Origin of the sequence: Arthrobacter sp. NPDC092385, from assembly GCF_044755105.1 — a bacterium.
GTDB lineage: Bacteria > Actinomycetota > Actinomycetes > Actinomycetales > Micrococcaceae > Arthrobacter_D.
The window spans coordinates 211,547-234,792 of record NZ_JBIVQL010000006.1; the positions used below are offsets into that span (position 1 = coordinate 211,547).

21 protein-coding genes are annotated in these 23,246 nt (G+C 71.6%); 7 read left to right on the forward strand and 14 right to left on the reverse strand.

Features of this window, described 5'->3' with window-relative positions; all coding sequences use genetic code 11:
• The first annotated feature begins 43 nt into the window (after positions 1–43).
• Both ACIQCY_RS10110 and ACIQCY_RS10115 read left to right on the forward strand, forming a co-directional pair.
• Entirely contained in the window at positions 44–646 is a 603-nt protein-coding gene (locus tag ACIQCY_RS10110; protein WP_400483754.1) for a hypothetical protein, read from the forward strand.
• Positions 647–769: 123 nt separating this feature from the next.
• Positions 770–1,516, forward strand: coding sequence for a YcnI family protein (locus ACIQCY_RS10115; protein ID WP_400483755.1), 747 nt, complete (start codon positions 770–772; stop codon positions 1,514–1,516).
• A 100-nt stretch (positions 1,517–1,616) separates the two neighbouring features.
• On the opposite strand, the gene rsmD is transcribed toward ACIQCY_RS10115, so the two are convergent.
• The 11 genes from rsmD to ACIQCY_RS10170 all read right to left on the reverse strand — a co-directional run bounded on the left by rsmD (position 1,617) and on the right by ACIQCY_RS10170 (position 13,030).
• Positions 1,617–2,189 (reverse strand): 16S rRNA (guanine(966)-N(2))-methyltransferase RsmD, encoded by a 573-nt coding sequence (rsmD, locus tag ACIQCY_RS10120; protein WP_400483756.1) that lies wholly within the window; start codon positions 2,187–2,189, stop codon positions 1,617–1,619.
• A 45-nt stretch (positions 2,190–2,234) separates the two neighbouring features.
• Positions 2,235–3,281, reverse strand: coding sequence for a sulfate/molybdate ABC transporter ATP-binding protein (locus tag ACIQCY_RS10125; RefSeq protein ID WP_400483757.1), 1,047 nt, complete (start codon positions 3,279–3,281; stop codon positions 2,235–2,237).
• Complete coding sequence (locus ACIQCY_RS10130) at positions 3,278–4,126, reverse strand: ABC transporter permease (protein ID WP_400483758.1); 849 nt, start codon at positions 4,124–4,126, stop codon at positions 3,278–3,280. The genes ACIQCY_RS10125 and ACIQCY_RS10130 overlap by 4 nt, the downstream gene beginning before the upstream one ends.
• 42 nt (positions 4,127–4,168) lie before the next feature.
• Positions 4,169–4,957, reverse strand: a complete 789-nt coding sequence (modA, locus tag ACIQCY_RS10135) for a molybdate ABC transporter substrate-binding protein (protein ID WP_400483759.1) — start codon at positions 4,955–4,957, stop codon at positions 4,169–4,171.
• A 2-nt stretch (positions 4,958–4,959) separates the two neighbouring features.
• Positions 4,960–5,364, reverse strand: coding sequence for a molybdopterin-binding protein (locus ACIQCY_RS10140; protein WP_400483760.1), 405 nt, complete (start codon positions 5,362–5,364; stop codon positions 4,960–4,962).
• Positions 5,365–5,403: 39 nt separating this feature from the next.
• A complete protein-coding gene (locus tag ACIQCY_RS10145; RefSeq protein WP_400483807.1) occupies positions 5,404–7,623 on the reverse strand; it encodes an ATP-dependent DNA helicase RecG in 2,220 nt (739 codons plus the stop codon).
• Between the two features lie 11 nt (positions 7,624–7,634).
• On the reverse strand, positions 7,635–8,573 hold the full coding sequence (locus ACIQCY_RS10150; RefSeq protein ID WP_400483761.1) for a DAK2 domain-containing protein: 939 nt from the start codon (positions 8,571–8,573) through the stop codon (positions 7,635–7,637).
• A gap of 22 nt (positions 8,574–8,595) precedes the next feature.
• Positions 8,596–9,648 carry a thiamine-phosphate kinase gene (thiL, locus tag ACIQCY_RS10155; RefSeq protein ID WP_400483762.1) on the reverse strand — a complete coding sequence of 351 codons (1,053 nt, stop codon included), beginning with the start codon at positions 9,646–9,648 and terminating at the stop codon, positions 8,596–8,598.
• Between the two features lie 51 nt (positions 9,649–9,699).
• Entirely contained in the window at positions 9,700–11,121 is a 1,422-nt protein-coding gene (locus ACIQCY_RS10160) for a sugar nucleotide-binding protein (protein WP_400483763.1), read from the reverse strand.
• Between the two features lie 3 nt (positions 11,122–11,124).
• The gene (rfbB, locus tag ACIQCY_RS10165; protein ID WP_400483764.1) at positions 11,125–12,123 is read right to left on the reverse strand and encodes a dTDP-glucose 4,6-dehydratase; all 999 of its coding nucleotides are present in this window, start codon (positions 12,121–12,123) and stop codon (positions 11,125–11,127) included.
• 103 nt (positions 12,124–12,226) lie between these two features.
• On the reverse strand, positions 12,227–13,030 hold the full coding sequence (locus ACIQCY_RS10170) for a hypothetical protein (RefSeq protein ID WP_400483765.1): 804 nt from the start codon (positions 13,028–13,030) through the stop codon (positions 12,227–12,229).
• Positions 13,031–13,213: 183 nt separating this feature from the next.
• Between ACIQCY_RS10170 and ACIQCY_RS10175 the strand changes: the two genes are divergently transcribed.
• Both ACIQCY_RS10175 and ACIQCY_RS10180 read left to right on the forward strand, forming a co-directional pair.
• The gene (locus ACIQCY_RS10175) at positions 13,214–13,702 is read left to right on the forward strand and encodes a DUF3515 family protein (RefSeq protein WP_400483766.1); all 489 of its coding nucleotides are present in this window, start codon (positions 13,214–13,216) and stop codon (positions 13,700–13,702) included.
• Between the two features lie 60 nt (positions 13,703–13,762).
• Entirely contained in the window at positions 13,763–14,620 is an 858-nt protein-coding gene (locus tag ACIQCY_RS10180; RefSeq protein ID WP_400483767.1) for an SMP-30/gluconolactonase/LRE family protein, read from the forward strand.
• Between the two features lie 124 nt (positions 14,621–14,744).
• Here the strand turns inward: ACIQCY_RS10180 and ACIQCY_RS10185 are convergent, their stop codons facing one another.
• Positions 14,745–15,584: an SDR family oxidoreductase gene (locus tag ACIQCY_RS10185; RefSeq protein WP_400483768.1), complete on the reverse strand. Its 840-nt coding sequence runs from the start codon at positions 15,582–15,584 to the stop codon at positions 14,745–14,747.
• Between the two features lie 132 nt (positions 15,585–15,716).
• Between ACIQCY_RS10185 and ACIQCY_RS10190 the strand changes: the two genes are divergently transcribed.
• The gene (locus tag ACIQCY_RS10190; RefSeq protein WP_400483769.1) at positions 15,717–16,709 is read left to right on the forward strand and encodes a glycosyltransferase; all 993 of its coding nucleotides are present in this window, start codon (positions 15,717–15,719) and stop codon (positions 16,707–16,709) included.
• Positions 16,710–16,753: 44 nt separating this feature from the next.
• Positions 16,754–16,984, forward strand: coding sequence for a DUF3072 domain-containing protein (locus ACIQCY_RS10195; protein ID WP_400483770.1), 231 nt, complete (start codon positions 16,754–16,756; stop codon positions 16,982–16,984).
• Positions 16,985–17,010: 26 nt separating this feature from the next.
• On the opposite strand, the gene ribA is transcribed toward ACIQCY_RS10195, so the two are convergent.
• Both ribA and ACIQCY_RS10205 read right to left on the reverse strand, forming a co-directional pair.
• Entirely contained in the window at positions 17,011–18,417 is a 1,407-nt protein-coding gene (gene ribA, locus ACIQCY_RS10200) for a GTP cyclohydrolase II (RefSeq protein WP_400483771.1), read from the reverse strand.
• A gap of 72 nt (positions 18,418–18,489) precedes the next feature.
• A complete protein-coding gene (locus ACIQCY_RS10205; protein ID WP_400483772.1) occupies positions 18,490–19,407 on the reverse strand; it encodes a LysR substrate-binding domain-containing protein in 918 nt (305 codons plus the stop codon).
• A 143-nt stretch (positions 19,408–19,550) separates the two neighbouring features.
• On the opposite strand from ACIQCY_RS10205, the gene ACIQCY_RS10210 reads away from it, so the two are divergent.
• Complete coding sequence (locus ACIQCY_RS10210) at positions 19,551–23,087, forward strand: bifunctional proline dehydrogenase/L-glutamate gamma-semialdehyde dehydrogenase (RefSeq protein WP_400483773.1); 3,537 nt, start codon at positions 19,551–19,553, stop codon at positions 23,085–23,087.
• Positions 23,088–23,246: the final 159 nt, after the last annotated feature.

Below are 23,246 nucleotides of genomic sequence, written 5' to 3' on the forward strand. Positions count from 1 at the left end.
TGGAGCTCCGACGACAGCCCGACATGACGGGGAGGAGACAGGAATGGCCACCCCAGCCCTCCCCTACCTCCGATCGACCGTCCTCGTCTCCCTGATCCTCTCGGTCTCCTCCGCGTCCCACCTCCTCGCCTCGGGGCACCTGCCGGCACTCGGTGTCATCCTGCTCCTGGGGGTCCTCCTCCTGGTCCCGATGATGCTGCTCTCCCGGGGCCCGCTCTCCTTCCGCTCGGGCCTGCTCGCCATGGGGGCGGGGCAGTTCCTGCTGCACACGCTGTTCGGGATGACCGCCGCGCCCGCGGTCTGCCGGAGTTCGTCCGTGATGCCCGGCCACCATGCGGCCTTCGAGCTCGCCTGCTCGCCCGCGGTGCAGGAACAGATGGCCGCGTCCTCCGGCGGGCCCGCCATGGTCCTGCTGCACACACTCGCCGCCGTCGTCCTGGCCGTCGCCGTCTCACGCAGCGACGAGGCCCTGGCCCTCCTCCGTGCCTGGCTCCTGCCGCTCATCGTCCCTCCGGCCGTGGCCTCCCCGGCCATTCCGGGGCGCCGTCCCGTCCGGGACGTATCGCCACCCGTCGCGCCGCTGTCCGTCCACGCCTCGGTGCCGACCCTGCGCGGTCCGCCGCGCGCCGACGCGCTGACCAGCTGACCCGGACTCCCCACGAGGGAAGCCGGGCGGTCGCCTGCGCTTCCCCGCAGACCCTCCCTTCCCCCGCTGCTCCCTGACGTCCCGCTCGCGCGGACCGGAGCGCACCCCCCGAAAGGCAGTCCCATGACCACATCCCTCTCCCAGCGCGCCCTCACCACCGGCGCCGTCGCCCTGACCACCGCAGGGCTGATGGCCCTGGGGCTCGGCGCCGCCAGCGCCCACATCACCGTCGCACCCGCGTCCACCACCGAGAACGGCTACTCGCAGCTCACCTTCAGCGTGCCCAGCGAATCCGAGAGCGCGGCCACGAACAAGCTCGAGGTGCAGCTACCCACCGGGCAGCCCTTCACGTCCGTCCGGGTCAAGCCGGTCGAAGGCTGGACGGCCGAGGTGGTCTCCGGAGCGCTGCCCGCGCCCGTCACGACCGCCGACGGCGCGACCCTGACCGAGGCGCCGCTGTCCGTCGTCTGGACCGCGGAACCGGGCTCCGAGATCTCCCGGCAGGAGTACCAGACGTTCTCGATCTCCGTCGGACGCCTGCCCGAGGCCGGGTCCACGGTGCTGCTTCCCGCCACGCAGTCCTACACCGACGGCGAGGTGGTCGAGTGGAACCAGGAGACCGTGGAGGGCGCTGAGGAGCCCGAGAAGCCGGCGCCGTCGTTCGTGACGACCGCCGCCGTCGACGGTGACGACGCGCACGGCGGAGCCCACGGCACCGCCGAGACCGCCGAGGCGATCGACGCCGAGCAGACGGCGTCCAGCACGGAGTCGGGCACGACGTCGGCCGTCGGCTGGGCGGGACTCGTCGCCGGCCTGCTCGGCCTCGCCGCGGGCCTGACGGCCCTCGCCAGGACACGGCGCAGGGCCTGACCACCGGCAGGGCCGGCATCACCTCGGCGCGGTGCCGGCCCTCGGCGGTCCGGCACCGCGCCTCCGCCCGCACGGCACGTGCACGCGGGGCGGGAACGGCTCAGTCGACGGCGGGCTCCAGGAACCACAGGCGTGTCTCCCCGTACTTCTTGTCCGAGAAGCGTTCGAGCCACGCGGGCCACGCCGGTTCCGGCGAGCGCGCCGATCGCTCGACGACGACGACGGCGCCCTCCGACAGCCTCGATTCGAGGGCCGCGAGGACGGCGACCACGCCGTCCTCCCGCACCGTGTAGGGCGGATCCATCAGGACGAGGTCCCAGGTCAGTTCGGGCGCAACGCGCTCGAGGTACGTCTCGACCTTGGTGCGGTGCACGCGGACGGCCGTCCAGCCGAGCACGCGGTTGATGAGGTCGGCGTTCCGCTGCGCGACGGCGGCGGCGCGATCGGCGGACTCGACGAGGTCCACGGACGCGGCGCCGCGGCTCGCGCTCTCGACGCCCAGGGAACCCGAACCGGCGTAGAGGTCCAGGACATGCGCTCCGTGGACCACTCCGTAGGACTCGAGGCTCGAGAACAGGGCTTCCTTCACGCGGGCCGTCGTCGGCCGGGTACCGTTCCCCTCGACGCTGGTGAGGGTCGTGCCGCCTGCTGCTCCTGCGATGATGCGCGTCATGTCCCGACTCTATCGCCCGGCCGCGACGCCTCGCAGGCAGCCGCCCTAGACCGGATAGACGGTTGCATCCTCGTGGCGGAAGCCGATGGACAGCCGCATGCCGGGAACGATCCCGAGGGCCACGACGTCCGCGGGGGCGACGTCGGCCGCCAGGCCTGCGGCGTGGACCCGGACGACGTCCCCCCGGTGCTCGACGTCGTCGATGTCCGCTGGAATGCTGCTCCACCCCGGACCGGCAGCCGCTGCCCGCGATACGCCGACGTCTGCCGGCCGGACGGTCAGGGCGAGGCGCGTACCCGCCGGCACCGGCTCGGCGAGCGGCACCTCCAGCCCCGTGTCCGCCCGGAACCCCGCCGCCGTCGCCCGTCCCTCCACGAGGTTCAGGCCCGCCAGGCGCGCTCCGAAACCGGTGACCGGACGCGTCAGGACATCGCGGGTGGCTCCCGACTCGACGGCCCTGCCGCCCTCGAGGATCAGCACGCGGTCCGCGAGGAGGAACGCATCGAGCGGATCGTGCGTCACGATGATGGCCGAGCGCTCGGCCAGGACCTCCCGCAGGAGTGCCCGGACGGCGGGGGCTACCGCGATGTCGAGGGCGGCGAGCGGCTCGTCGAGCAGGAGCAGCGACGGATCGGCCGCGAGTGCGCGGGCGACGGCGACACGCTGCGCCTGGCCCCCCGAGAGGTGGGCGGGCCTGCGGTGGGCGAGGTCCCCGACGCCGACGCGCTCCAGCCACTCCAGGGCCTTCTCACGGGCTGCCCTCCGGTGCGCTCCGCGGCTCCGCGGGCCGAAGGCGACGTTCTCGAGCGCCGTGAGGTGCGGGAACAGGAGGGCTTCCTGCGACAGGAGCGACACTCCGCGGTACCGCGGTTCGGTGTCGACGGGCCGGGCCGCGTCGGCGTCGAAGAGGAGCGTCGGGCCCAGGGTGGCGCGGCCCGCCGTCGGTGCGAGGAGCCCTGCGACGAGGTTGAGCAGCGTGGACTTCCCCGCCCCGTTCGGGCCGAGCACTGCGAGCGTCTCGCCCGGCGCCAGGGCGAAGGAGAGCTCGAAGCCCCGCTCTTCGAGGCTCGCGGTGAAGGTGAGACCTGTCACCAGATCGCCTTCCGGGCGTCCGGCACACCCGGTGGTCCCGGTGTCCGTCGGGAGGGTGCCCCGTCGCCTCCCACGGGCCGCACCCGGTGTGCGACGCCGACGACGGCGATCGCGACCACGACGAGGATGAGCGAGAGGGCGACCGCCGCATCCGGATCCGTCTCGCGCTGCAGGTAGATCTCGAGCGGGAGTGTCCTCGTGGTGCCCTGGAGGCTGCCCGCGAAGGTCAGCGTCGCCCCGAACTCGCCCAGCGCGCGAGCGAACGAGAGGACGGCGCCCGACACGAGTGCGGGCAGGACGAGCGGCAGGGTGATCCGCCGAAGGACCGTCCACCGGCTTGCTCCGAGGGTCGCTCCGACGGCTTCGTACCGCGTTCCCACCGAGCGCAGAGCGCCCTCGAGGCTCAGCACGAGGAACGGCAGCGCGACGAAGGCCTGCGACATCACGACCGCCGTCATCGAGAACGCGATGTCGATACCGGCGGCGCTCAGGCTGCTGCCGAGGAGTCCCCGCCGCCCGAAGGTGTAGAGGAGGGCGATCCCGCCGACCACGGGTGGGAGGACCAGTGGCAGGAGCACGAGGGACCGGACGAGCCGTTGTCCGCGGAACGACGTGCGGGCGAGGACGAGTGCCATGGGAACACCGAAGAGGATGCACAGCAGCGTCGCGGTGAGGGAGGTCCGCAGGCTGAGCCACAAGGCTGCCCGTGCGCTCTCCGAGCTGACGAGGGGGACGAAGCGCGGCCAGTCGACCCGCAGCGCCATCGCCACCAGGGGCACCACCACGAACAGGCCGCCGACGACGGCGATGGCCACGACCCACCGGGGAAGACGCGCGGTGCTCACGCCCTGTGCCCGATCCCTGCCGGGACGCGGCCGCAGGTGGCTTCAGGGCGCACCGAAACCCGCCTCCTCGAGGACGGTCCGTCCGTCGGCACCGGCGACGAAGTCGACGAACGCCTGCGCCGTGGCGGCCTCGGCGCTTCCGGCGAGGGCGCCGATGGGATAGGTGTTGACCGCACCGGTGGCCTCCGGGACATCGATGCCCACCACGGCGTCCCCCGCGACCCGCACGTCCGTCACGTACACGAGGCCGGCATCCGCCTCCCCCGCGACGACCTTTCCGAGGACGTCCGCGACGGACGACTCCTCGCTGACGGGCCGGAGATCGATCCCGGCCGCCTCCTCCAGCATCGCAGCCGCTGCTCCGCAGGGGACCTGCCCGGCACATACGACGGTCTTCACCCCGGGCTTCGCAGCGTCGGCGAGCGAGGTGATCCCGGCCGGATTGTCCGGCGGGACCGCCAGCTGGAGGGTGTTGGACGCGAAGTCGGTCGGGGGTCCGGCGAGCAGGTCCCGGGCCCTGTCCATGGTCCTCGCATCCGCCGAGGCGAGGACATCGGCGGGAGCGCCCTCGGTGATCTGCGTGACGAGATCCGAGGATCCCCCGAAGTTCAGCCTGACCTCCACCCCCGGACGCGCCTCCTCGAACCGCGCGGCCAGATCGGTGAAGGCCGCTTCAAGGGAGGCCGCGGCGAACACGGTGATGGTGCCGTCGATCGCACCGTCCGCCGTCCCTGCGCTTCCCGCCTCCGGTGCTCCTGTCCCGCAGGCGGCAGTGGCGGCGACGACGGCAGCCAGGGCGGCGACGGTTCCCCAGCGGGCTGACCTCGCCATGGTCAGGCCTTCCCCGCCGGCGTCTCGATGATCACCGTGGTGGCCTTGACGACGGCGATCGCAATGGAGCCCTGCCGGAGGCCCAGTTCGCGCACCGCCTCGCTGCTCATGAGGGACACGACCCGGTGCGGACCGCACTGCAGTTCGACCTGCGCCATGACGGTGTCCATGATGACGTCCGTGACGATCCCCACGAACCTGTTGCGGGCCGACCGCCCGATGTCGGAGGGGTCGCCGGGCAGGACGGCGTTCCGGTGCGCGAGCCCTGCGAGTTCGAGGGCGTCCACCACGGCCCGGCCCGAGGCGTCCCTGGTGCTGGTGAGGATTCCGCCGTCGATCCAGCGCCGGACGGTGTCGTCGCTGACCCCCAGGAAGCGCGCCGCAGCTCCGATCCGCAATTGCGTCATGCAAGGGATGCTACATCCTCAGACGCGGAAGAAGAGGTCCTAGCCCTTCTCGAGGAACGCTTCCTTCTCGGGATTCAGGTAGAGGTCGATCGCGAGCGACAGGCCAGGGTAGTCGTGCAGGTCCGGATCCCCCGCAACGATCTCCTGGGCGTCGCTGCGCGCCTTCTCGATGACCTTGCCGTGCTGCGTGATCTTCAGGAAACGCAGCGCCGAGCGGCCGCCGGACTGCGAGGCCCCGAGGATGTTCCCCTCGCGCCGGAGCTCGAGGTCCTTCTGGGAGAGTTCGAAACCGTCCGTCGTGGAGGCGACGGCGGACAGGCGCTCCCGGCTCGGGTGATCGGGCTCGAGCTTCGTCACGAGCAGGCACGTGCCCGCGTGCCCGCCGCGGCCGATGCGCCCCCGCAGCTGGTGGAGCTGCGAGATGCCGAACCGGTCCGCGTCCATGATGACCATCAGCGTGGCATTGGGGACATCGACGCCCACCTCGATCACCGTCGTCGCGATCAGGAGCTGGACGCTGCCGTCGGCGAAGCGCGACATGACGTCCGCCTTGTCCTGCGGGTCCATGCGCCCGTGCAGCATGGCGGTCCGGACTCCCTGCAGCTGCGGGATCCCGCCGAGGGACTCGAAGAGCCCGACGACGCTGGTCAGCTCCTGCTGCGCGCCGGGCTTCCGCTCCGGCTGCGGCTCCCCGTACAGCGCCTCGGGGGCGTCCTCCTCGGCCTTGCCGTCGTCGCCGATCTTGGGGCACACCACGTACACCTGACGGCCGGCGTCGATCTCCTCGCGGGCTCGGGACCAGATGCGGCCCATCCAGGCCGGGTGCTCCGTGAGGCCCACCTCGTGCGTGGCGATGGGCGACCGCCCGGCGGGCAGTTCGGACAGCGTGGAGGTCTCCAGGTCGCCGAACACCGTCATGGCGACCGTCCGCGGGATCGGGGTCGCCGTCATGACCAGCACGTGCGGCGAGGTGCGGGCCTTGGTGCGCAGGGTGTCGCGCTGCTCCACGCCGAACCGGTGCTGCTCATCGACGACGATCAGGCCCAGGTCGAAGAACTGCACGTTCTCCGACAGGAGTGCATGGGTGCCGATGACGATCCCGGCCTCCCCCGACGCGGCCTCGAGCAGCGATCTCTTCCGTTGGGCCGTGGACATGGAACCGGTGAGCAGCACCACGCGCGTGCCGTCCGTCGCGCCACCGAGCATCCCGCCCTCGGCGAGCGGACCGAGCGTCCTGGTGATGGACTGGAGGTGCTGGGCGGCGAGTACTTCGGTGGGCGCCAGGAGCGCGGCCTGGCCTCCGGCGTCGATGACCTGCAGCATGGCGCGCAGGGCGACGAGCGTCTTGCCGGAGCCGACTTCACCCTGCAGCAGCCGGTTCATCGGGTGGTCCCGCGCCAGATCGTCCGCCAGGGTCCGCCCGACGTCGAGCTGGCCCTGCGTGAGGGTGAAGGGCAGCCGGGCGTCGAACTGGTCGAGGAGGCCGCCCACCCGGGGCGGCCGCGCCGTCGCATCCTCCCGCGCCGCGAGGGCACGACGGCGGGCGAGGGCGGCCTGCAGCACGAACGCCTCCTGGTACCGGAAGCGGTGCTGGGCCCGGAAGGCGTCCTCGACCTGCCGGGGACGATGCACGAGTTCATAGGCGGTGGCGAGGCTCATGAGCTTGTCGCGCCGGGCGATCGACGCGGGGACGGGGTCGTCGAGGTCGGAGAGCCGCAGGGTGTCGAGGATCGTGGCGACAGCGGCCGCGATCTGCTCACTGCCGAGCTTCTCGACGGCCGGGTAGACGGGGATGGGCCGGTTGGCGTAATCGGGGTCCTCGTCGCCCTCGTCGAGCAGGACGTAGCGCGGGTTGGTGAGGGACAGCCTGCCGCGGTAGACCGTCACCTTGCCCGAGAACATCGCCCGCACACCGGGCTTGAGGTCACGCGCGGCACCGAAGCCGTTGAAGTACGTCAGGTTCATCCCACCGAGGCCCCCGTCGGTGTCGTCGGTGATGACGACCTCCAGCAGCATCCCCTTGCGCGTGTGCATCCGCCGCGAGTTGGCGGACTGGACGCGGGCCATCAGGGTGACCTCCTCGTCCACCGGGACGTCGGCTATGGGGGTCAGTTCCCCGCGCTTCAGGTAGGTGCGGGGGAAATGATTGAGCAGTTCGCCGACCGTCCGGATGCCGAAGTACTTGGCCAGGTGCTTCGCCGCCGGCCCCAGGTGCCGGTCGAGCGGTGCATCGAGTTCCGAGGCGGTCGCCGGCCGCATCGCGTCAGGAGTCACCGGCCTGCGTCTCCTGCCGCAGGTAGGGCGAGCTGGGTCACCGTGATGTTGACGGGCGTACCCGCCCGGTGGATCAGGGCCAGGGCGGGGGCGGGATCCGGCACATGCACGTGGACGCGCCAGCGATAACCCTCCGCGACCTCGGTGACGGCGCTCATGATGACCGAATCGCCGAGCTCGTCGAGGTGGAGGCGCAGCGTGGCCGCGTCCAGCGGGCTCAGGTTGATCGTGCACATGACCTCGACGCCGTCCGGGTCACCGCCGTTGTGGATGTGCGGGGCCTGGATGTCGTACCCGTGGAGGCCGTCGAGCAGTTCGTCCTGCAGTTCCTCCCCGAGCGCGGCAGCCCGGAGGGCGTCGAGGATCAGCAGGAAACCGACGCCACCGGCGTCGACCACCTCCGCGTCGGTGAGGGGGCCGAGCTGGCTCTCCGTGCGCACGACGGCCCTGAGGGCATGCTGCACCGAGGCACGCAGCGTCGAAGCGAGCGCGTGGTTGCTGTCGTCGCCGGCGTGTTCCGACGCCGTATCGGCTGCTCCCCCTGCGCTCGCCTCCAGGACCGAGAGCATGGTGCCGGGGACGGGATCACTGAGGGCGGACCAGCTGCGGATCTGCGCCCGGTGCAGGGACGACGCCAGGAGCGTGCAGGTCAGTCGCGTGGCGCCCTGCAGCGGCTCGGCGAACGCTGCGAGGAAGACGGCGAAGAGGGTACCGGAATTGCCGCGCGCGTCCTCCATCGCGGCCCTGCCGGCTGTGGCGAGCAGTTCCCCGAGATCCGGGGTCTCGGCATCCTGTGCCGCACGGGCAGCCGCACGGACCGTCTGGTAGAGGTTGGTGCCGGTGTCGCCGTCGGCCACCGGGAAGATGTTGATGGCGTTGAGGCGGTCGCTGTGGTTGCCGAGGGACTCTTCGGCCCTGCTCAGCCAGCGCTTCATCGCGACAGCGTTGGCGGTGATCTTAGTGTGCAAAGTGATCCCATCCCCTGAGAGCTGTCACCCGTGACGCCAGTGTCACCAGCGGCTTGCCCGGCACTACCGAGCCTACCGCAGTGAACCCCGCCGGCAGGAGGGCATCCTCGGGGAACGCCGCGAGCAGACCGTGGTCCTCGCCGCCCCCGAGGATCCAGTCCATGGGATCGACACCCAGCAGGGTGGCTGCCGGATGCAACGGATGCGCGTACTCCTGGAGGGCCCCCGGGTCCAGGTCGAGCCGGGCATTGCTCGCCGTGGCGATCCGCCCCGCGTCGCGCACGAGCCCGTCCGAGATGTCGAGCATCGCGCTCGCCCCGGCTGCCGCTGCCGCCGGTCCGGCCGCCAGCGGTGGGCAGGGGCGCAACTGAGCGGCGATGAGCTCCTCCCCCAGCTCGCCGAACTCCGCGAGCGGCCGTCCGTCCTCCAGGATGGCGAGACCCGCTGCGGCACGTCCCAGGGTTCCCGCGACCGCGAGGATGTGTCCCGGTTCCGCGCCGGACCGCAGGACGGCCGGGCCGTCGAGGCGTCCTGTCACGGCCGCCGTGATGACGAGCCGCGCCCCGCCGCCCAGATCCCCGCCGACGACGGAACACCCGGTGGCCCCGAGGCCCCGGATACCTGCGGCGAGCCCCCGGGCGCAGTCCTCGACCCAGGTGATGGGTGTGTGCGGGGGCAGGGTCAGGCTCACGACCAGCGACGTGGCCGTGCCGCCCATCGCGTTGATGTCGCTGAGATTCTGTGCGGCCGATTTCCAGCCGACGTCGAAGCCGGTGGTACGGAACCCGTTGGGCCGGAGGAGGCGGAAGTCGTGGTCCTCCACGAGAGTGTCCATGGAGATCAGGACGGGCCCTGCGCCCGGCAGCACGGCGGCATCGTCACCCGGTCCGACCAGCGCACTCGCCGCCGGACCGAGCAGTGGGAGGATCCTCGCCAGGAGCTCGCCCTCCGACATCCCGTCGACGCTCGGAGCGCTCGCCCCGCCGCCCGGCGGCTCGTCAGGCTGCACGGGATCCTCCGCGGACTGCGATGCGTCGGTCATGGGGTCACCGTACGGGGCCCGACCGACAGACCGGCCCGGGCCGGAGCGGGCTCACGCCGTCGTCAGTGCTGCGACGTAGGCAGCGAGGCGGTCTGCGGCCGGTGCAGGTACGAAGCCGGTCGCCTTGAGCTTCGCAAGGTCCAGCGTGCTGCGGAGCGGGCGCGGAGCCGCCTGCTTGCCGGCGAAGTACTCGGCCGTGCTGACCCCGGTGACGTCCCCCCGGTCCCTGCCCGAGAGCGCATACACCTCTGCCGCGATCTCCGCCCAGCTCTGCGGTTCGCCGTCGTTCGTGACGTTGTAGGTGCCGAACGGGGCTGCCGAGGACACGAGGTGCAGGGCGGCCGCGGCGAGGTCCTCGGTGAAGGTGAGGCGCCCCACCTGGTCGTCGACGACGCTCGGCGAGATGCCACGGCCTGCGAGGCCCGCCATCGTCCGGACGAAGTTGCCGCCCTCCCCGATCACCCAGCTGGTGCGCAGGATGTAGTGGCGCGGCACGGTGGCCACGATCGCGTCCCCCGCCGCCTTCGTCTGGCCGTAGACGCCGAGCGGACTGACGGGTTCGTCCTCGTCGTGCACGTCCCGGGACCCGTCGAACACGTAGTCGCTGGAGATGTGCACGAGCGTCAGGCGGTGTGCGGTGGCCACCCGGGCGAGGGCTGCGACCCCCGCGACGTTCACGGCCCAGGCGGCCGCACGGCCCCCGGCGGTCTCCGCGGCGTCGACGGCCGTGTACGCAGCCGCGTTGATGATCGTGTCGTACGACGCCCAGGGCCGGGCGTCGTCGAGGTTCCCGCCGAGGAGGTCGAGCTCGGCACGGCCCGTGAACTCGACCGCGGGATGGCCCGCGAGTGCTTCGCGGAGGGCTTTGCCCAGCTGTCCGTCCGCCCCGACGACGAGCGTCCTGCGGGGGGCGAGCGGCGTGACGTCGGCGAGGCGCGGGTGGTTGCGGTCCTTGTCGGAGAGCTCGGCGTCGGCGAGCGGGATGGGCCACTCGATGGCCGCCGTCTCGTCGGCGAGGTTGAGGAACACGTACTGGTCCTGCGCGTCCGCCGACCAGTGGTCGTTGACGAGGTAGGTGTAGGCGGTCCCGTCCTCGAGGGTCTGGAAGGCGTTGCCCACCCCCCGGGGTATGAAGATGGCCGTCGAGGGATCGAGCTCCGCCGTGAAGACGCTGCCGAAGGACGGGCCCTCCCGCAGATCCACCCAGGCGCCGAACACGCGGCCCGTCGCGACCGAGATGAACTTGTCCCAGGGCTCGGCGTGGATTCCGCGCGTGGTGCCCGCGGTCTCGTTGAAGGAGATGTTGTTCTGCACGGGGCCGAAATCGGGGAGGCCGGCAGCGGTCATCTTCGCGCGCTGCCAGTTCTCCTTGAACCAGCCCCGGTTGTCACCGTGGACGGGGAGGTCGAACAGCACGACGCCGGGGATCGGCGTCTCGCGCGCAGCGAGCGGCTTGGAGAAGGTGGGACCCATGCCCTACTGCCCCAGCTCGGTGTACTTGGACTCGGTGACGGCCTTCTGCGGGCGCCACCACGCCTCGTTGTCGCGGTACCAGGCGACGGTGTCGCGCAGGCCCTGCTCGAAGTGGTGGAACTCGGGGCTCCAGCCGAGCTCGGTGCGGAGCTTCGTGGAATCGATGGCGTAGCGCATGTCGTGTCCGGCACGGTCCACCACGTGGTCGTAGGCGTCCGCGGGCTGGCCCATCTCCGTGAGGATGAGCTCCACGACGTCCTTGTTGTTGCGCTCGCCGTCGGCGCCGATCAGGTAGGTCTGACCGATCTCGCCCCTGTTCAGGATCGTCCAGACCGCGGAGGAGTGGTCGTTCGCGTGGATCCAGTCCCGCACGTTCAGTCCCTCGCCGTACAGCTTGGGACGGACGCCGTCGATCACGTTGGTGATCTGGCGCGGGATGAACTTCTCGACGTGCTGGTAGGGCCCGTAGTTGTTCGAGCAGTTGCTGATCGTCGCCTGGACGCCGAAGGAACGCACCCAGGCACGCACGAGGAGGTCGGAGCCCGCCTTGGTGGACGAGTAGGGGCTCGAGGGGTTGTAGGGCGTGCTCTCGGTGAAGCGGGCCGGATCATCGAGTTCCAGGTCTCCGTAGACCTCGTCGGTGCTGATGTGGTGGAAGCGCTTCCCGTAGCGCCGCGCCGCCTCGAGCAGCGTGTACGTGCCGATGATGTTGGTGTCGAGGAACGGCCGCGGGTCGTGCAGCGAGTTGTCGTTGTGGGACTCCGCCGCGTAGTGCACGACGGCGTCCGCGCGCTCCGTGAGCGGGTCGACGACGGCGGCGTCGGCGATGTCGCCGACCACCAGCTCGAAGCGGTCGGCGGGCAGCCCCTCGAGGGAGGCGTGGTTGCCTGCATAGGTCATCTTGTCGAGGACCGTGACGGAGACGTCCGTGTGCTCCATCAGGTAGTGGACGAAATTGGACCCGATAAAGCCGGCGCCGCCGGTCACCAAGAGATTCTTCACGTCCTGCACTTTACCGGGCGGGATCGGCATCGCCCCATTCGGCCATGCCGATCCCGGTCCGCGTTCCGTCGCTCCGTCCCCACCGGCAGCAGGAACGGCCGGCTCAGGACTCGTGGCGTCCGCGACGGCGGGCCGCCAGCACGGCGACGACGGCGAGCGCGGCAGCGAGGGTCCCCGCGCCGATCCAGGCGACCGGCGCCAGGGAGGCGGCTCGTTCCTCCTCGGCGGCGACGGGCGAACTGCTGGAGGCCGAGGGGGTCGCCGACCGGCTCGGGCGGGGGGTCGACGTGGCGCGCGGCGTCGCCGCGACGTTCGACGCGGCGACGGGCGGTGCCGGCGGGACGGTGGCGGGCGCGGTCGTGGGGGCGGTGGCGGGGGCGGTCGTGGCGGACGCGGCGGGGGGCACGGCGGCGGGTCCCGTCGCGGTGGGCTGGGCCGTCGGCGTCGGGTCTCCCGCACTCGGGCTGGGCACCGCGACCTCCCCGGTGATCTCCGCGACCCCACCCGTGACGGCGTCGTACCGCAGGTTGGTGTAGATGAGGGAGTCCGCGAAGAGGAGGTTCCCGGTTCCCGGTTCGATGAGGTGCCCGGTGGCCGGGTGGACCAGGAAGCCGGTACGGGCATTGATGGCGAACCCTGTCTGCGCGTCGATGCCCGACGTCGCCGTCGGATCGACCACGGGAGGAGCGGGCTCGCCGAAGGTCGCGTCCGGCTGCGGCTGCCGCACGAGCTCGGATTCCTGCCGGCTGGAGACTGCCGGCGGGGCAGCCGGAGCCATGGCCGGGTCAAGCGCGAGGGCGGCCGTCGGCGTAGCGAGCACGGCTCCCAGGAGGAGGGCGCCCACCGCCCCGCGGGTGATCCTGGTGCTGGCGGTCGTCGACAGGGTGCTGCGGTTCGGCGCGGTCATTCGTCCTCGATCGGGCTCACGCATCCGGCTGACGTGCAGCGTCGCATGCGGGTGGGAACCGGCAGCCTGAGACTGGCTGCGGCCCCTGAATCCTACTGTCGCACCGGCCTACGGCCCGGCTTCCCGCGTCGGACCCCGCCGCTGTGTCGCGTCCGGGGCCGGACCACCGATTAGGGTGGGAGCATGCGCGCCCTCCCCCGCACCCTGTCAGCGCTGGTGCCCGCAGCCGCCCTCATGATCTGCCTCTCCGGCTGCGCCTCGGTGGTGGACGTCGATCCGGCGGAGGATGCCGCGAACGCCCGCTGCGCCGACGTGATGATCGCCCTGCCGCCGACGGTCGCGGAGAACGAGCAGCGCGACACGAACAGCCAGGCCACGTCCACGTGGGGCGATCCCTCCAAGGTGGTGCTCCGGTGCGGCGTGACGGTCCCCGGCCCCACCACCGACCCCTGCGTGACCGTCAACGACGTCGACTGGGTGGTCCGCGAGGGCGATCCGGCCTGGACCGCCACCACCTACGGGCGGGACCCGGCGGTCGAGGTCCTGTTCGACCCGGACGAGGTCGCCTCGAGCACCGTCCTGGTGGAACTCGGGGACGCCGTCTCGCGCGTCGACCAGTCCCGGGCCTGCGTCGGGCTCTCCGATGCCACTCCCGCACCATCGGGCGGCTGACGCAGCACCTCTCCCTGCCACTCGTGCAACGACCGATTCCGACCACTGCCAGGAGGCACCGTGAAAGCCGAACAAATCTCCGACGTCTGCACGTTCCACGGGGAGGGACCCTACTGGGACCCGCGCCGCGGAGAGCTCCTGCTGGTGGACATGCAGGAGGGCGATGTCCTGGTACGGCACGAGGACGGCAGCCTGGACCGGCAGAACGTGCATCCCCGCCTCGCGGGCGTCATCCGCGGCCGGTCGTCGGGCGGATACGTCATCGGCGTCGAGCGTGGCTTCGTCTTCGCCGACGAGGACTTCTCGACCCTCGAGCAGGGCCCGGAGGCCTTTCGTGACAGCACCGTCCGCATGAACGACGGCGGCTGCGACACCGCGGGCCGCTTCCTGTGCGGATCGATGGGCTGGGAGGGCGGCTTCGGCGCCGGCACCCTCTACTCCCTGGACCGCGACCACGGTGTGAGCACCGTCCTGACCGGGATCACCATCTCGAACGGCCTGCACTTCTCGCCCTCGGGTGACACGGCCTTCTTCAGCGACACGCCGACCGGCCGGATCGACGCCCTCGGCTACGACGTCGGGACGGGACGCTTCACCGATCGCCGGACGTTCGCCGTCGTCGAGCCTGCGCTCGGGATGCCGGACGGCATGGCGATCGATGCCGAGGGCGGTATCTGGACGGCGCTCTACGGGGGCGGGGCGATCGCCCGCTATGACGCGTCGGGCAGGCTCTCCGAGCACATCCCCCTGCCGGTGACCAATGTGACGGCGTGCGCGTTCGGCGGGAAGGACCTGTCGACGCTCTTCATCACGACCACGCAGGAGAACATCCCGGCGGGATCGGAGCCGAACGCGGGCGCGCTCTTCGCGGTCGAGGCCGGGATCGCCGGCGCTCCCCTGCCGATGTTCGGAGGATAGGCCCGACACCCGGGAAGCACTCCTTCCGCGGACGACCACTGTCATGCGCCCACGGAAGGAGTGCGGGAATTCTTCGTGCCCGGAGGGGCCTCGGATGGGTCCGCCGCCCGGTCCGCGGGGCCGGCTACAGGATCGGCTGCCCGCCGGTCACGGCGATGCGCGCTCCCGAGACGTAGCTCGCCTCGTCGGACGCCAGCAGGACGTACACCGGCGCGAGCTCCGCCGGCTGGCCCGCGCGCTGCATCGGCACCTGCTGGCCGAAGCTCTCCACCTGGTCCTCCGGCATGGTGGCCGGGATCAGCGGTGTCCAGATGGGACCAGGGGCCACGGAGTTGGCCCGGATCCCGCGTTCGGCCAGGAGCTGCGCCATGGAGGCCGTCATGTTGGCGATCCCTGCCTTCGTCGCCGAGTAGGGCAGCAGCGTGGGTACGGGGTTGTCCGAGTTCACCGAGCTCGAGCCGATGATCGACCCGCCCGGCGGCATGAAGGGCAGGACCGCCTTGGTGAGGTGGAAGAACGCGCTGAGGTTGATCGCGAGCGTGCGGTCCCACTCCTCGTCCGGGATCTCCTCGATGGTCTCGTGCGTCATCTGGAACGCGGCGTTGCTCACGAGGACGTCCACCCTGCCGAACTCCTCGACGGCCCTGTCGATCACCGCACGGCACGTCGCCGGGTCGGCGAGGTCGCCCGGGAACAGGACCGCCCGCCTGCCGGCCTCCTCCACCCATCGGGCCGTCTCACGGGCGTCGTCGTCCTCATCGAGATAGCTGATCAGGACGTCGGCGCCCTCCCTCGCGTAGGCGATCGCCACGGCACGGCCTATTCCGCTGTCGCCACCGGTGATCACCGCCTTCTTGCCGGTCAGTCGTCCCGAACCGCGGTAGGACTGCTCGCCGTGGTCGGGCGTCGGGTCCATGGCATCGGTGGTTCCGGGCGGCTCCTGCTGCTGCGCTGGCTGGCTCACTGTTCCTCCTGGTGTCTACGGGCAATTGCACCCGTGGGTTCCTTGCCCCCTCACCGTAAGCACCCTTAGTAATTGAAGGGAAGCGGACAGCCGGTCCGGAAACCCGTTGCACAGGGAGGACACCGACCTTTCATGCGGTACGCAGCCGAGTACATCCTGCCGTTGAAGTGGACCGACAAGGGGCCCGTGACGGAACTGGCCTCCTACCTGCGCGAGCTCGTGCGCTGGATGGACGTCACCGTGGTGGACGGCTCGGCCGATCCGTTCTTCGAGCGGCACGCGGACGCCTTCCCGGCCGGGGTGCGCCACCTGCGGCCCGATCCCGGCGCCGTGCGCCAGGGGGGCAACGGCAAGGTCCAGGGCGTCCTGACGGGCCTGTCCGCGGCACGGCATGAACGCGTCATCATCGCCGACGACGACGTCCGGTACGGGCGCGACGAGGCGGAGCGCCTCCTCGGGCTCCTCGACGACGCGGACGTGGTGCGCCCCCAGAACTACTTCGCACGGCTGCCGTGGCATGCCCGCTGGGACACCGGGCGGACCCTGCTCAACAGGGCGTTCGCCTCCGACTACCCGGGCACGCTCGGCGTCCGGCGCAGCACGCTCCTCTCGGCGGGTGGCTACTGTGCGCACGCACTCTTCGAGAACCTCGAACTGATCCGCACGGTGCGGGCCGCCGGCGGCGTCGAGACCCGTGCCGACGACCTCTTCGTGGCACGCCTGCCCTGCTCCTCGCGGCACTTCCTGGGGCAGCGCGTCCGGCAGGCGTACGACAGCTTCGCCCAACCGGGCCGGCTCACCGTCGAGCTGAGCCTGCTCCCGGCCATCCTCCTCGCCCGGCCGACGGCCCGGCAGCTCGCCGCGGCGGGCCTCGCCGTCGTCGCGCTCGCGGAGCTGGGACGACGACGGCACTCTGGAGCCGCGGTCTTCGGTCCCGCAGCCCCGCTGTGGGCCCCCGCGTGGCTGCTCGAGCGGGCCGTGTGCAGCTGGCTCGCCGTCGCCAGCAGGGCCCGCGATGGTGTCCGGTACGCCGGCGGCAGGATGCGACTCGCCGCGCACTCGGAGCGCAGGCTGAGGGCGAACGGGACCGGACGCCAGCGGGGCGTGGAGCTCCCGGGAAACTAAGTACACTGATGGCTCAGGCTGGAAACGACCGAAGAGGAACCGATATGGCAGACACACTGGGAAGTCCGAACTCCGAGCCCGAGGGCGGATTCGAGCGGGATCCCTCCGACTGGGTCACCGGCGACGAGCCGATGACCGCAGCACAGCGCAGCTACCTGGACACCCTCGCGCGCGAGGCGGGCGAGGAGATCCCGGCGGACATCACCAAGGCCGAGGCCTCCGAACACATCGACCGGCTGCAGGGCAAGAGCAAGAGGCTCAGCGACGATTCCTGACCCCGGTCGCAGGACGTCTGCCGGAGCTACCGCACCGCGGCGAAGTTGAACTCCGTGCAGATGTCCTGCCCGAATACGAAGCGCCGGACCGGTGCCGTGCGGGCCTCGGCGAGGGCGTCGGACCCCGAGAAGCGGATACCCGGAACGCCGTCGCCCACCAGGACCGGAGCGGTGGTGAGGTACAGGCGATCGAGCAGGCCGGCCTCGAGGAACCGGGAGACCGTGTTCCCGCCGCCTTCGACCAGCACCTTCTCCAGGCCCCTCGCCTGCAGGATGTCCAGGACACGCCGCGGAGCGAAGTCCTCCACGGGCAGCCGCACCACCTCCACGGAGGAGGGCAGCGCCTCGGGGACAGCGGCGTCCTGCGCCACGATCCAGAGAGTGGAGACGCCGTCGCCGTCCAGGACACGAGCGTCCGGGCCGACCCTGGCCGCCGCGTCGAGCACGACGCGCACGGGACTGCTGCCGGGTACGTCCTCGACGGCGAGCGCGCAGTCCTCGGCCAGGACGGTGGACGCCCCGACCACGACGGCGTCCACGAGGGCCCGGAGTCTCTGGAGGTGGCCGTGGTCGCCGCGGTCCTCATGGAAGCCGGAGTCGCCGGAGCGCGAGGCGATGAAGCCGTCCAGGCTCTGGCGCAGCTGTCCGACGACGATCTGCCCGGACGCTCCCGCCAGGTAGCCGTAGCGGTGGGTCAGCTCCTCCGCCTCACCCGGCGCAGGGGCGGCCGGGACGGTGCCGTCGAGGAGCGCGGCCCAGGCGTCGGCGGAGGGCGCGGCGTCATGCCGCATGCGGGCCCGCTTGGTGGCGAGGTAGCCGGCGTTCTCCGACCGTTCGGACACCGGGAGGCCGCGGCGCTCGACGACGGCGATCCCGAGGTCCTCGAGCGCCTCCTCCTTCGCGGGATTGCCGGAGAGCAGGCGGACCGCGCTGATGCCCAGATCCTGCAGGATCTCGGCCGCCTGGTCGTAGCGGCGTGCGTCGACGGGAAGCCCCAGGGCGGTGTTCGCGTCCACGGTGTCCACCCCCTGGTCCTGCAGCGCGTAGGCCTTCAGCTTGGCGAGCAGGCCGATCCCGCGGCCTTCGTGCCCGCGGACGTAGACCACCACGCCGCGGCCCTCCTCGGAGATCGCGGAGAGCGCCGCCGCGAGCTGGTCCCCGCAGTCGCACCGCCAGGATCCGAAGGCGTCACCCGTGAGGCATTCGCTGTGGACGCGGACCAGCGGCGCCGGAGTGGGCCCGCCATGGGTGTCGTCCTCGATCCCCTGCGCCAGGGCGACGTGCTCCACTCCCCCACCATCCCGGTATCCGACCATGCGGAACGTCCCGTACCTCGTGGGCAGCACCGTCTCCGCGACCCGTTCGACGGTGGCGGGTACGGGGGCGGACTCGAGCTGCGGGTACGCAGTGGACTGGATGGACTGGCTGGACATGGAACAACCTTAGGAGCGATGCGGGAAGGGGCGAAACGCCCGTCTGAGGGATCAACGGGCAGGGGCGGCCTTTTATTGCGGCGGCCGGGGGCGCCGCACGTCGGACGCAGCCTGTCCGAGGACCTCACGGAAGGCCAGCACCGCGGGCCTGCGCGCACCGGCGCGGCGGGCCGACGTGAAGATGGAGCGCCGGGGGTCGTCCTCGAGCTCGAGGAGGCGCACCGGCACGCTCCGGCCCGTCCAGACGAGGTCGGGCATGAGCGCTACGGCGTTGCCGGATTCGATCAGGCGGATCTGCGCCTGGAGGTCCGCGGTCTCGTAGCGCACGTCGGGCTCGAACCCGGCCCGTCGGCAGGCCTGCTCCGCCCAGTGCCGTGACGCGGCCCCCCTGGGCTCCATGACCCATGCCGCTCCCGCTGCCTCTGCCACGGAGGAAATGCCGGTGTGATGGGGGCCCACGAGCGGGACGGCGAGGCGGATCGCGTCCTCCGTCAGCGCCACATGGTCGAGTTCGGGGTGGCGGGGCGCCGCGTGGCCCGGGTACTGCTCGGCGATCACGAGGTCGAAATCGCGGGCGAACGTCTCGTACAGGGCGGTCTCCGGTTCACGCTGCACCATCTCGACGCGCACGTCCGGGTAGTCCCGGATGATCGCCGTCAGGGCGTCCGGCATGAGCGCCAGCGCCGCGGACTGGAACACGGCGACCCGCACGGTCCCGGACACCGTGGTCAGCGAGGCCGCGAGGTCCGCCTCGGCCCGTTCGAGGGTCTCGAGCAGTTCCGCCGTGTGCGTGACGAGCACCTCGGCCTGCGGTGTCAGCACCACGCGGCGCCCGGTCTTGCGCAGCAGCTCCACGCCCACTTCCTTCTCGAGCAGGGCGAGCTGCTGTGACACGGAGGACGGGCTGTAGCTCAGCGCGGCCGCCACATCGGCGAGGGTGCCGCGGATCTTCAGTTCCCGGAGCAGGCGGAGCCTGCGTAGATCGAGCATGGGGCCTCCAGGATTCGGTTCCGCTGATGAATACCCTTCGGTAATCATCGCTTTTCCTAATCGTACGGCGAGCCGGATACTGAGGTCGAAGTAGCTGCTTCACCCTGTGCCCGGCGAGAGCCGTCCGACCGAAAGCCGTTGCCATGACAACCCAGATCCCGCCTCGTGAAGGCATCGCCGCCACCCCGGCCCCCCAGGACCTGCCCGCCACCCCGAACCCCGGGTCCGACGGCGCGTCCCGGCGATTTACGGCCCCCGAGGGCGGCACCACTGCTATCCCGGCAACGCTGCCGGACGCGTCGATCGCCCTCGTGCGGCGGTGGCTGACGGAGGCCTCGAAGGTCCCCGTCGATTCCTCGGCCAGGCAGCTCGCCGGTGTCCTCAAGGATCCCGACGGGCTCGCCTTCACCGTCGGCTTCGTCGACGGCGTCATCCGGCCCGAGGACCTCACCGTCGCGGCCCGCAACCTCGGCATCATCGCCCCGAAGGTACCCGCGTTCCTCCCCTGGTACATGCGCTCGGCCGTTCGGGTGGGCGCCGCCGTCGCCCCCGTGCTCCCACAGGTCGTCATCCCCATCGCCCGGCGCGTCCTGCGGGAGATGGTGGGCCACCTCATCATCGACGCCTCCGACGCGAAGCTCGGACGGTCCATCAGCAGGATCAGGCGTGACGGCATCCGCCTGAACGTCAACCTCCTCGGCGAGGCGGTCCTCGGCGAGCACGAGGCGGAACGCCGCCTCGCCGGGACGGTCCGCCTGCTCGAGCGCCCCGACGTCGACTACGTCTCCATCAAGGTGTCCTCCACCGTCGCCCCGCACCCCGCCTGGGCGTTCGAGGAGGCCGTACGGCACGTCGCCGAGAAGCTCGCCCCCCTGTACGCACTCGCCGCCGCATCCGAGAAGCCGAAGTTCATCAACCTCGACATGGAGGAGTACAAGGACCTCGACCTGACGATCGCGGTCTTCATGGACATCCTCGACCGGCCCGAGTTCGTGGACCTCGAAGCCGGGATCGTCCTGCAGGCCTACCTCCCCGACTCGCTGGCCGCGATGATCCGGCTGCAGGAATGGGCGGCCGCCCGGCGTGCCCGGGGCGGTGCCGGCATCAAGGTCCGCGTGGTCAAGGGAGCCAACCTGCCGATGGAACAGGTGGAGGCGGACCTCCACGACTGGCCGCTGGCCACCTGGGGCTCCAAGCAGGAGTCGGACACGCACTACAAGCGCGTGCTCAACTACGCGCTGCAGCCCGGGCATGTGGACAACGTGCGCATCGGCGTCGCGGGCCACAACCTCTTCGACCTCGCCTTCGCCTGGCTCCTCGCCGGGGAGCGCGGGGTCCGCTCCGGCATCGAGTTCGAGATGCTCCTCGGCATGGCCCAGGGCCAGGCGGAGGCCGTCCGTCGCGACGTCGGGTCGCTGCTCCTCTACACGCCGGTGGTGCACCCGCGCGAGTTCGACGTCGCCATCGCCTACCTGATCCGCCGCCTCGAGGAGGGCGCCAGCCAGGACAACTTCATGTCGGCCGTCTTCGAACTCTCCGAGAACGAGGCACTCTTCGAGCGGGAGAAGAACCGCTTCCTCGCGTCGCTGCGGGAGCTCGACACCTCCATCCCGGCACCGAATCGCCGGCAGGACCGCACCGTCCCCGCCCCGGCCCATCCGGGCATCGGGTTCGAGAACACCCCGGACACCGACCCCTCGCTCCCGGCGAACCGCGCCTGGGGACGGGCGATCCTCGAGCGGGTGCCCACCTCCGAGCTGGGGATCGGCATCGTGGACGCCACCACGCTCACGCGTGCCGAGGACCTCGAAGCCACCATCGCCGGTGCCGTAGGCGCGGCGGAGTCCTGGGGTTCGCTGACAGGAGCGCAGCGCGCCGAGGTCCTGCATCGGGCAGGTGACGCCCTCGAGGCCCGCCGCGCCGAGCTCATGGAGGTCATGGCCGCCGAGACCGGCAAGACCCTCGATCAGGCCGATCCGGAGATCTCCGAGGCGGTCGACTTCGCCCACTACTACGCCGAGCGCGCCCGCGAGCTCGACGACGTCGACGGCGCCTCGTTCTCCCCGGCGCGGCTCACGGTCGTGACCCCGCCGTGGAACTTCCCCGTCGCGATCCCGGCGGGCTCCACGCTCGCCGCCCTCGCCGCGGGTTCGGCCGTCATCATCAAGCCGGCCTCCCAGGCCCGCCGGTCCGGCTCGGTCATGATCGAGGCCCTCTGGGCAGCGGGTGTGCCGCGCGAGGTCCTGCGGCTCGTGCAGCTCGAGGAGGGTGACCTCGGTCGCCGGCTCGTCTCCGACCCCCGGGTGGACCGCGTGATCCTGACCGGCGGGTACGAGACCGCCGCGCTGTTCCGCTCCTTCCGCACGGACCTGCCGCTGCTCGCCGAGACCTCCGGCAAGAACGCGATCATCGTGACCCCGAGCGCGGACCTCGACCTCGCCGCGAAGGACGTCGCGCAGTCCGCCTTCGGACATGCGGGCCAGAAGTGCTCGGCCGCCTCCCTGGTGATCCTCGTGGGCAGCGTGAGCACGTCGCAGCGCTTCCGCAACCAGCTCCTCGACGCCGTCACGTCCCTGTCCGTCGGCTATCCGGAGGACCCGACCACGCAGATGGGTCCCGTGATCGAACCGGCCGCCGGCAAGCTCCTCGACGGCCTGACGACGCTCGGGGAGGGCGAGTCCTGGCTCGCCGAGCCCCGGCAGCTCGACGCGTCGGGCCGCCTGTGGAGCCCCGGCGTGCGCGACGGCGTGAAGCGCGGATCGACCTACCACCTCACGGAGTACTTCGGGCCGGTCCTCGGCATCATGACCGCGGCCACCCTGGAGGAGGCCATCGCGCTGCAGAACGACATCGACTACGGCCTCACCTCCGGCATCCACTCCCTCGACAGCCGCGAGATCGCTACCTGGCTCGACGGCGTGCAGGCCGGCAACCTCTACGTCAACCGCGGGATCACCGGCGCGATCGTCCAGCGCCAGCCCTTCGGCGGGTGGAAGAAGTCCGCGGTCGGCGCCGGGACGAAGGCGGGAGGCCCCAACTACCTCGTGGGCCTCGGTTCCTGGGTGTCCCGGGAATCCGCCGCCCAGGAGGCGCCCCTGCCCGTCGTCGCCCCGCTGCTCGCGGCCGCACGGTCGGCCGGCCTGCCCGGGGACGACGTCGCCCGCCTGGCCCGCGCTGCCGCGTCGGACGCCGCGGCGTGGAACAGCGAGTTCGGCCGCGTGCGGGATGTCTCGGCCCTCTCGGCCGAGCGGAACCTCTTCCGCTACCTCGCCCATCCCGTGACGGTCCGCCTCGCGGCGGGTGCCCCCCTCACCGACCTGGTGCGCGTCCTCCTCGCGGCGAGGGCCGCCGGAGCCCCCGTCACGGTCTCGGCCGCCGTCGACCTCCCGGCAGCGCTCCGCTCCGTCGTTTCGACGCACGCCGAGGGCGTGGCCGTCGAGGACGACGACGCCTGGCTGGCCCGCGCATCGTCGCTGACGGTGAGCCGCGTACGGCTCATCGGCGGCGGCGCGTCCGCGCTCGCAGCCGCGACGGGCGGACGCCCGGACCTGGCCATCTACGCGCAGCCCGTCACCGAATCGGGCCGGATCGAGCTGCTGCCGTTCCTGCAGGAGCAGGCGATCAGCGTCACCGCCCACCGCTTCGGCACCCCGAACGCGCTGACCGACGGTATCCTCTAGGGTCGGCCTCCGCACCTCCCCTCCCCGCCCCCGCGGAGAAGGCAGACAAGACCGACGCACAGGGAACCGGTCGTCCCTGTCTTCCCGGGCGGGGGATCCACGCTGCAAGCGCGGAAGGAGGGGCGCCGGTGAGATGTCCGGCTCCCCCGTAAGCTGGCG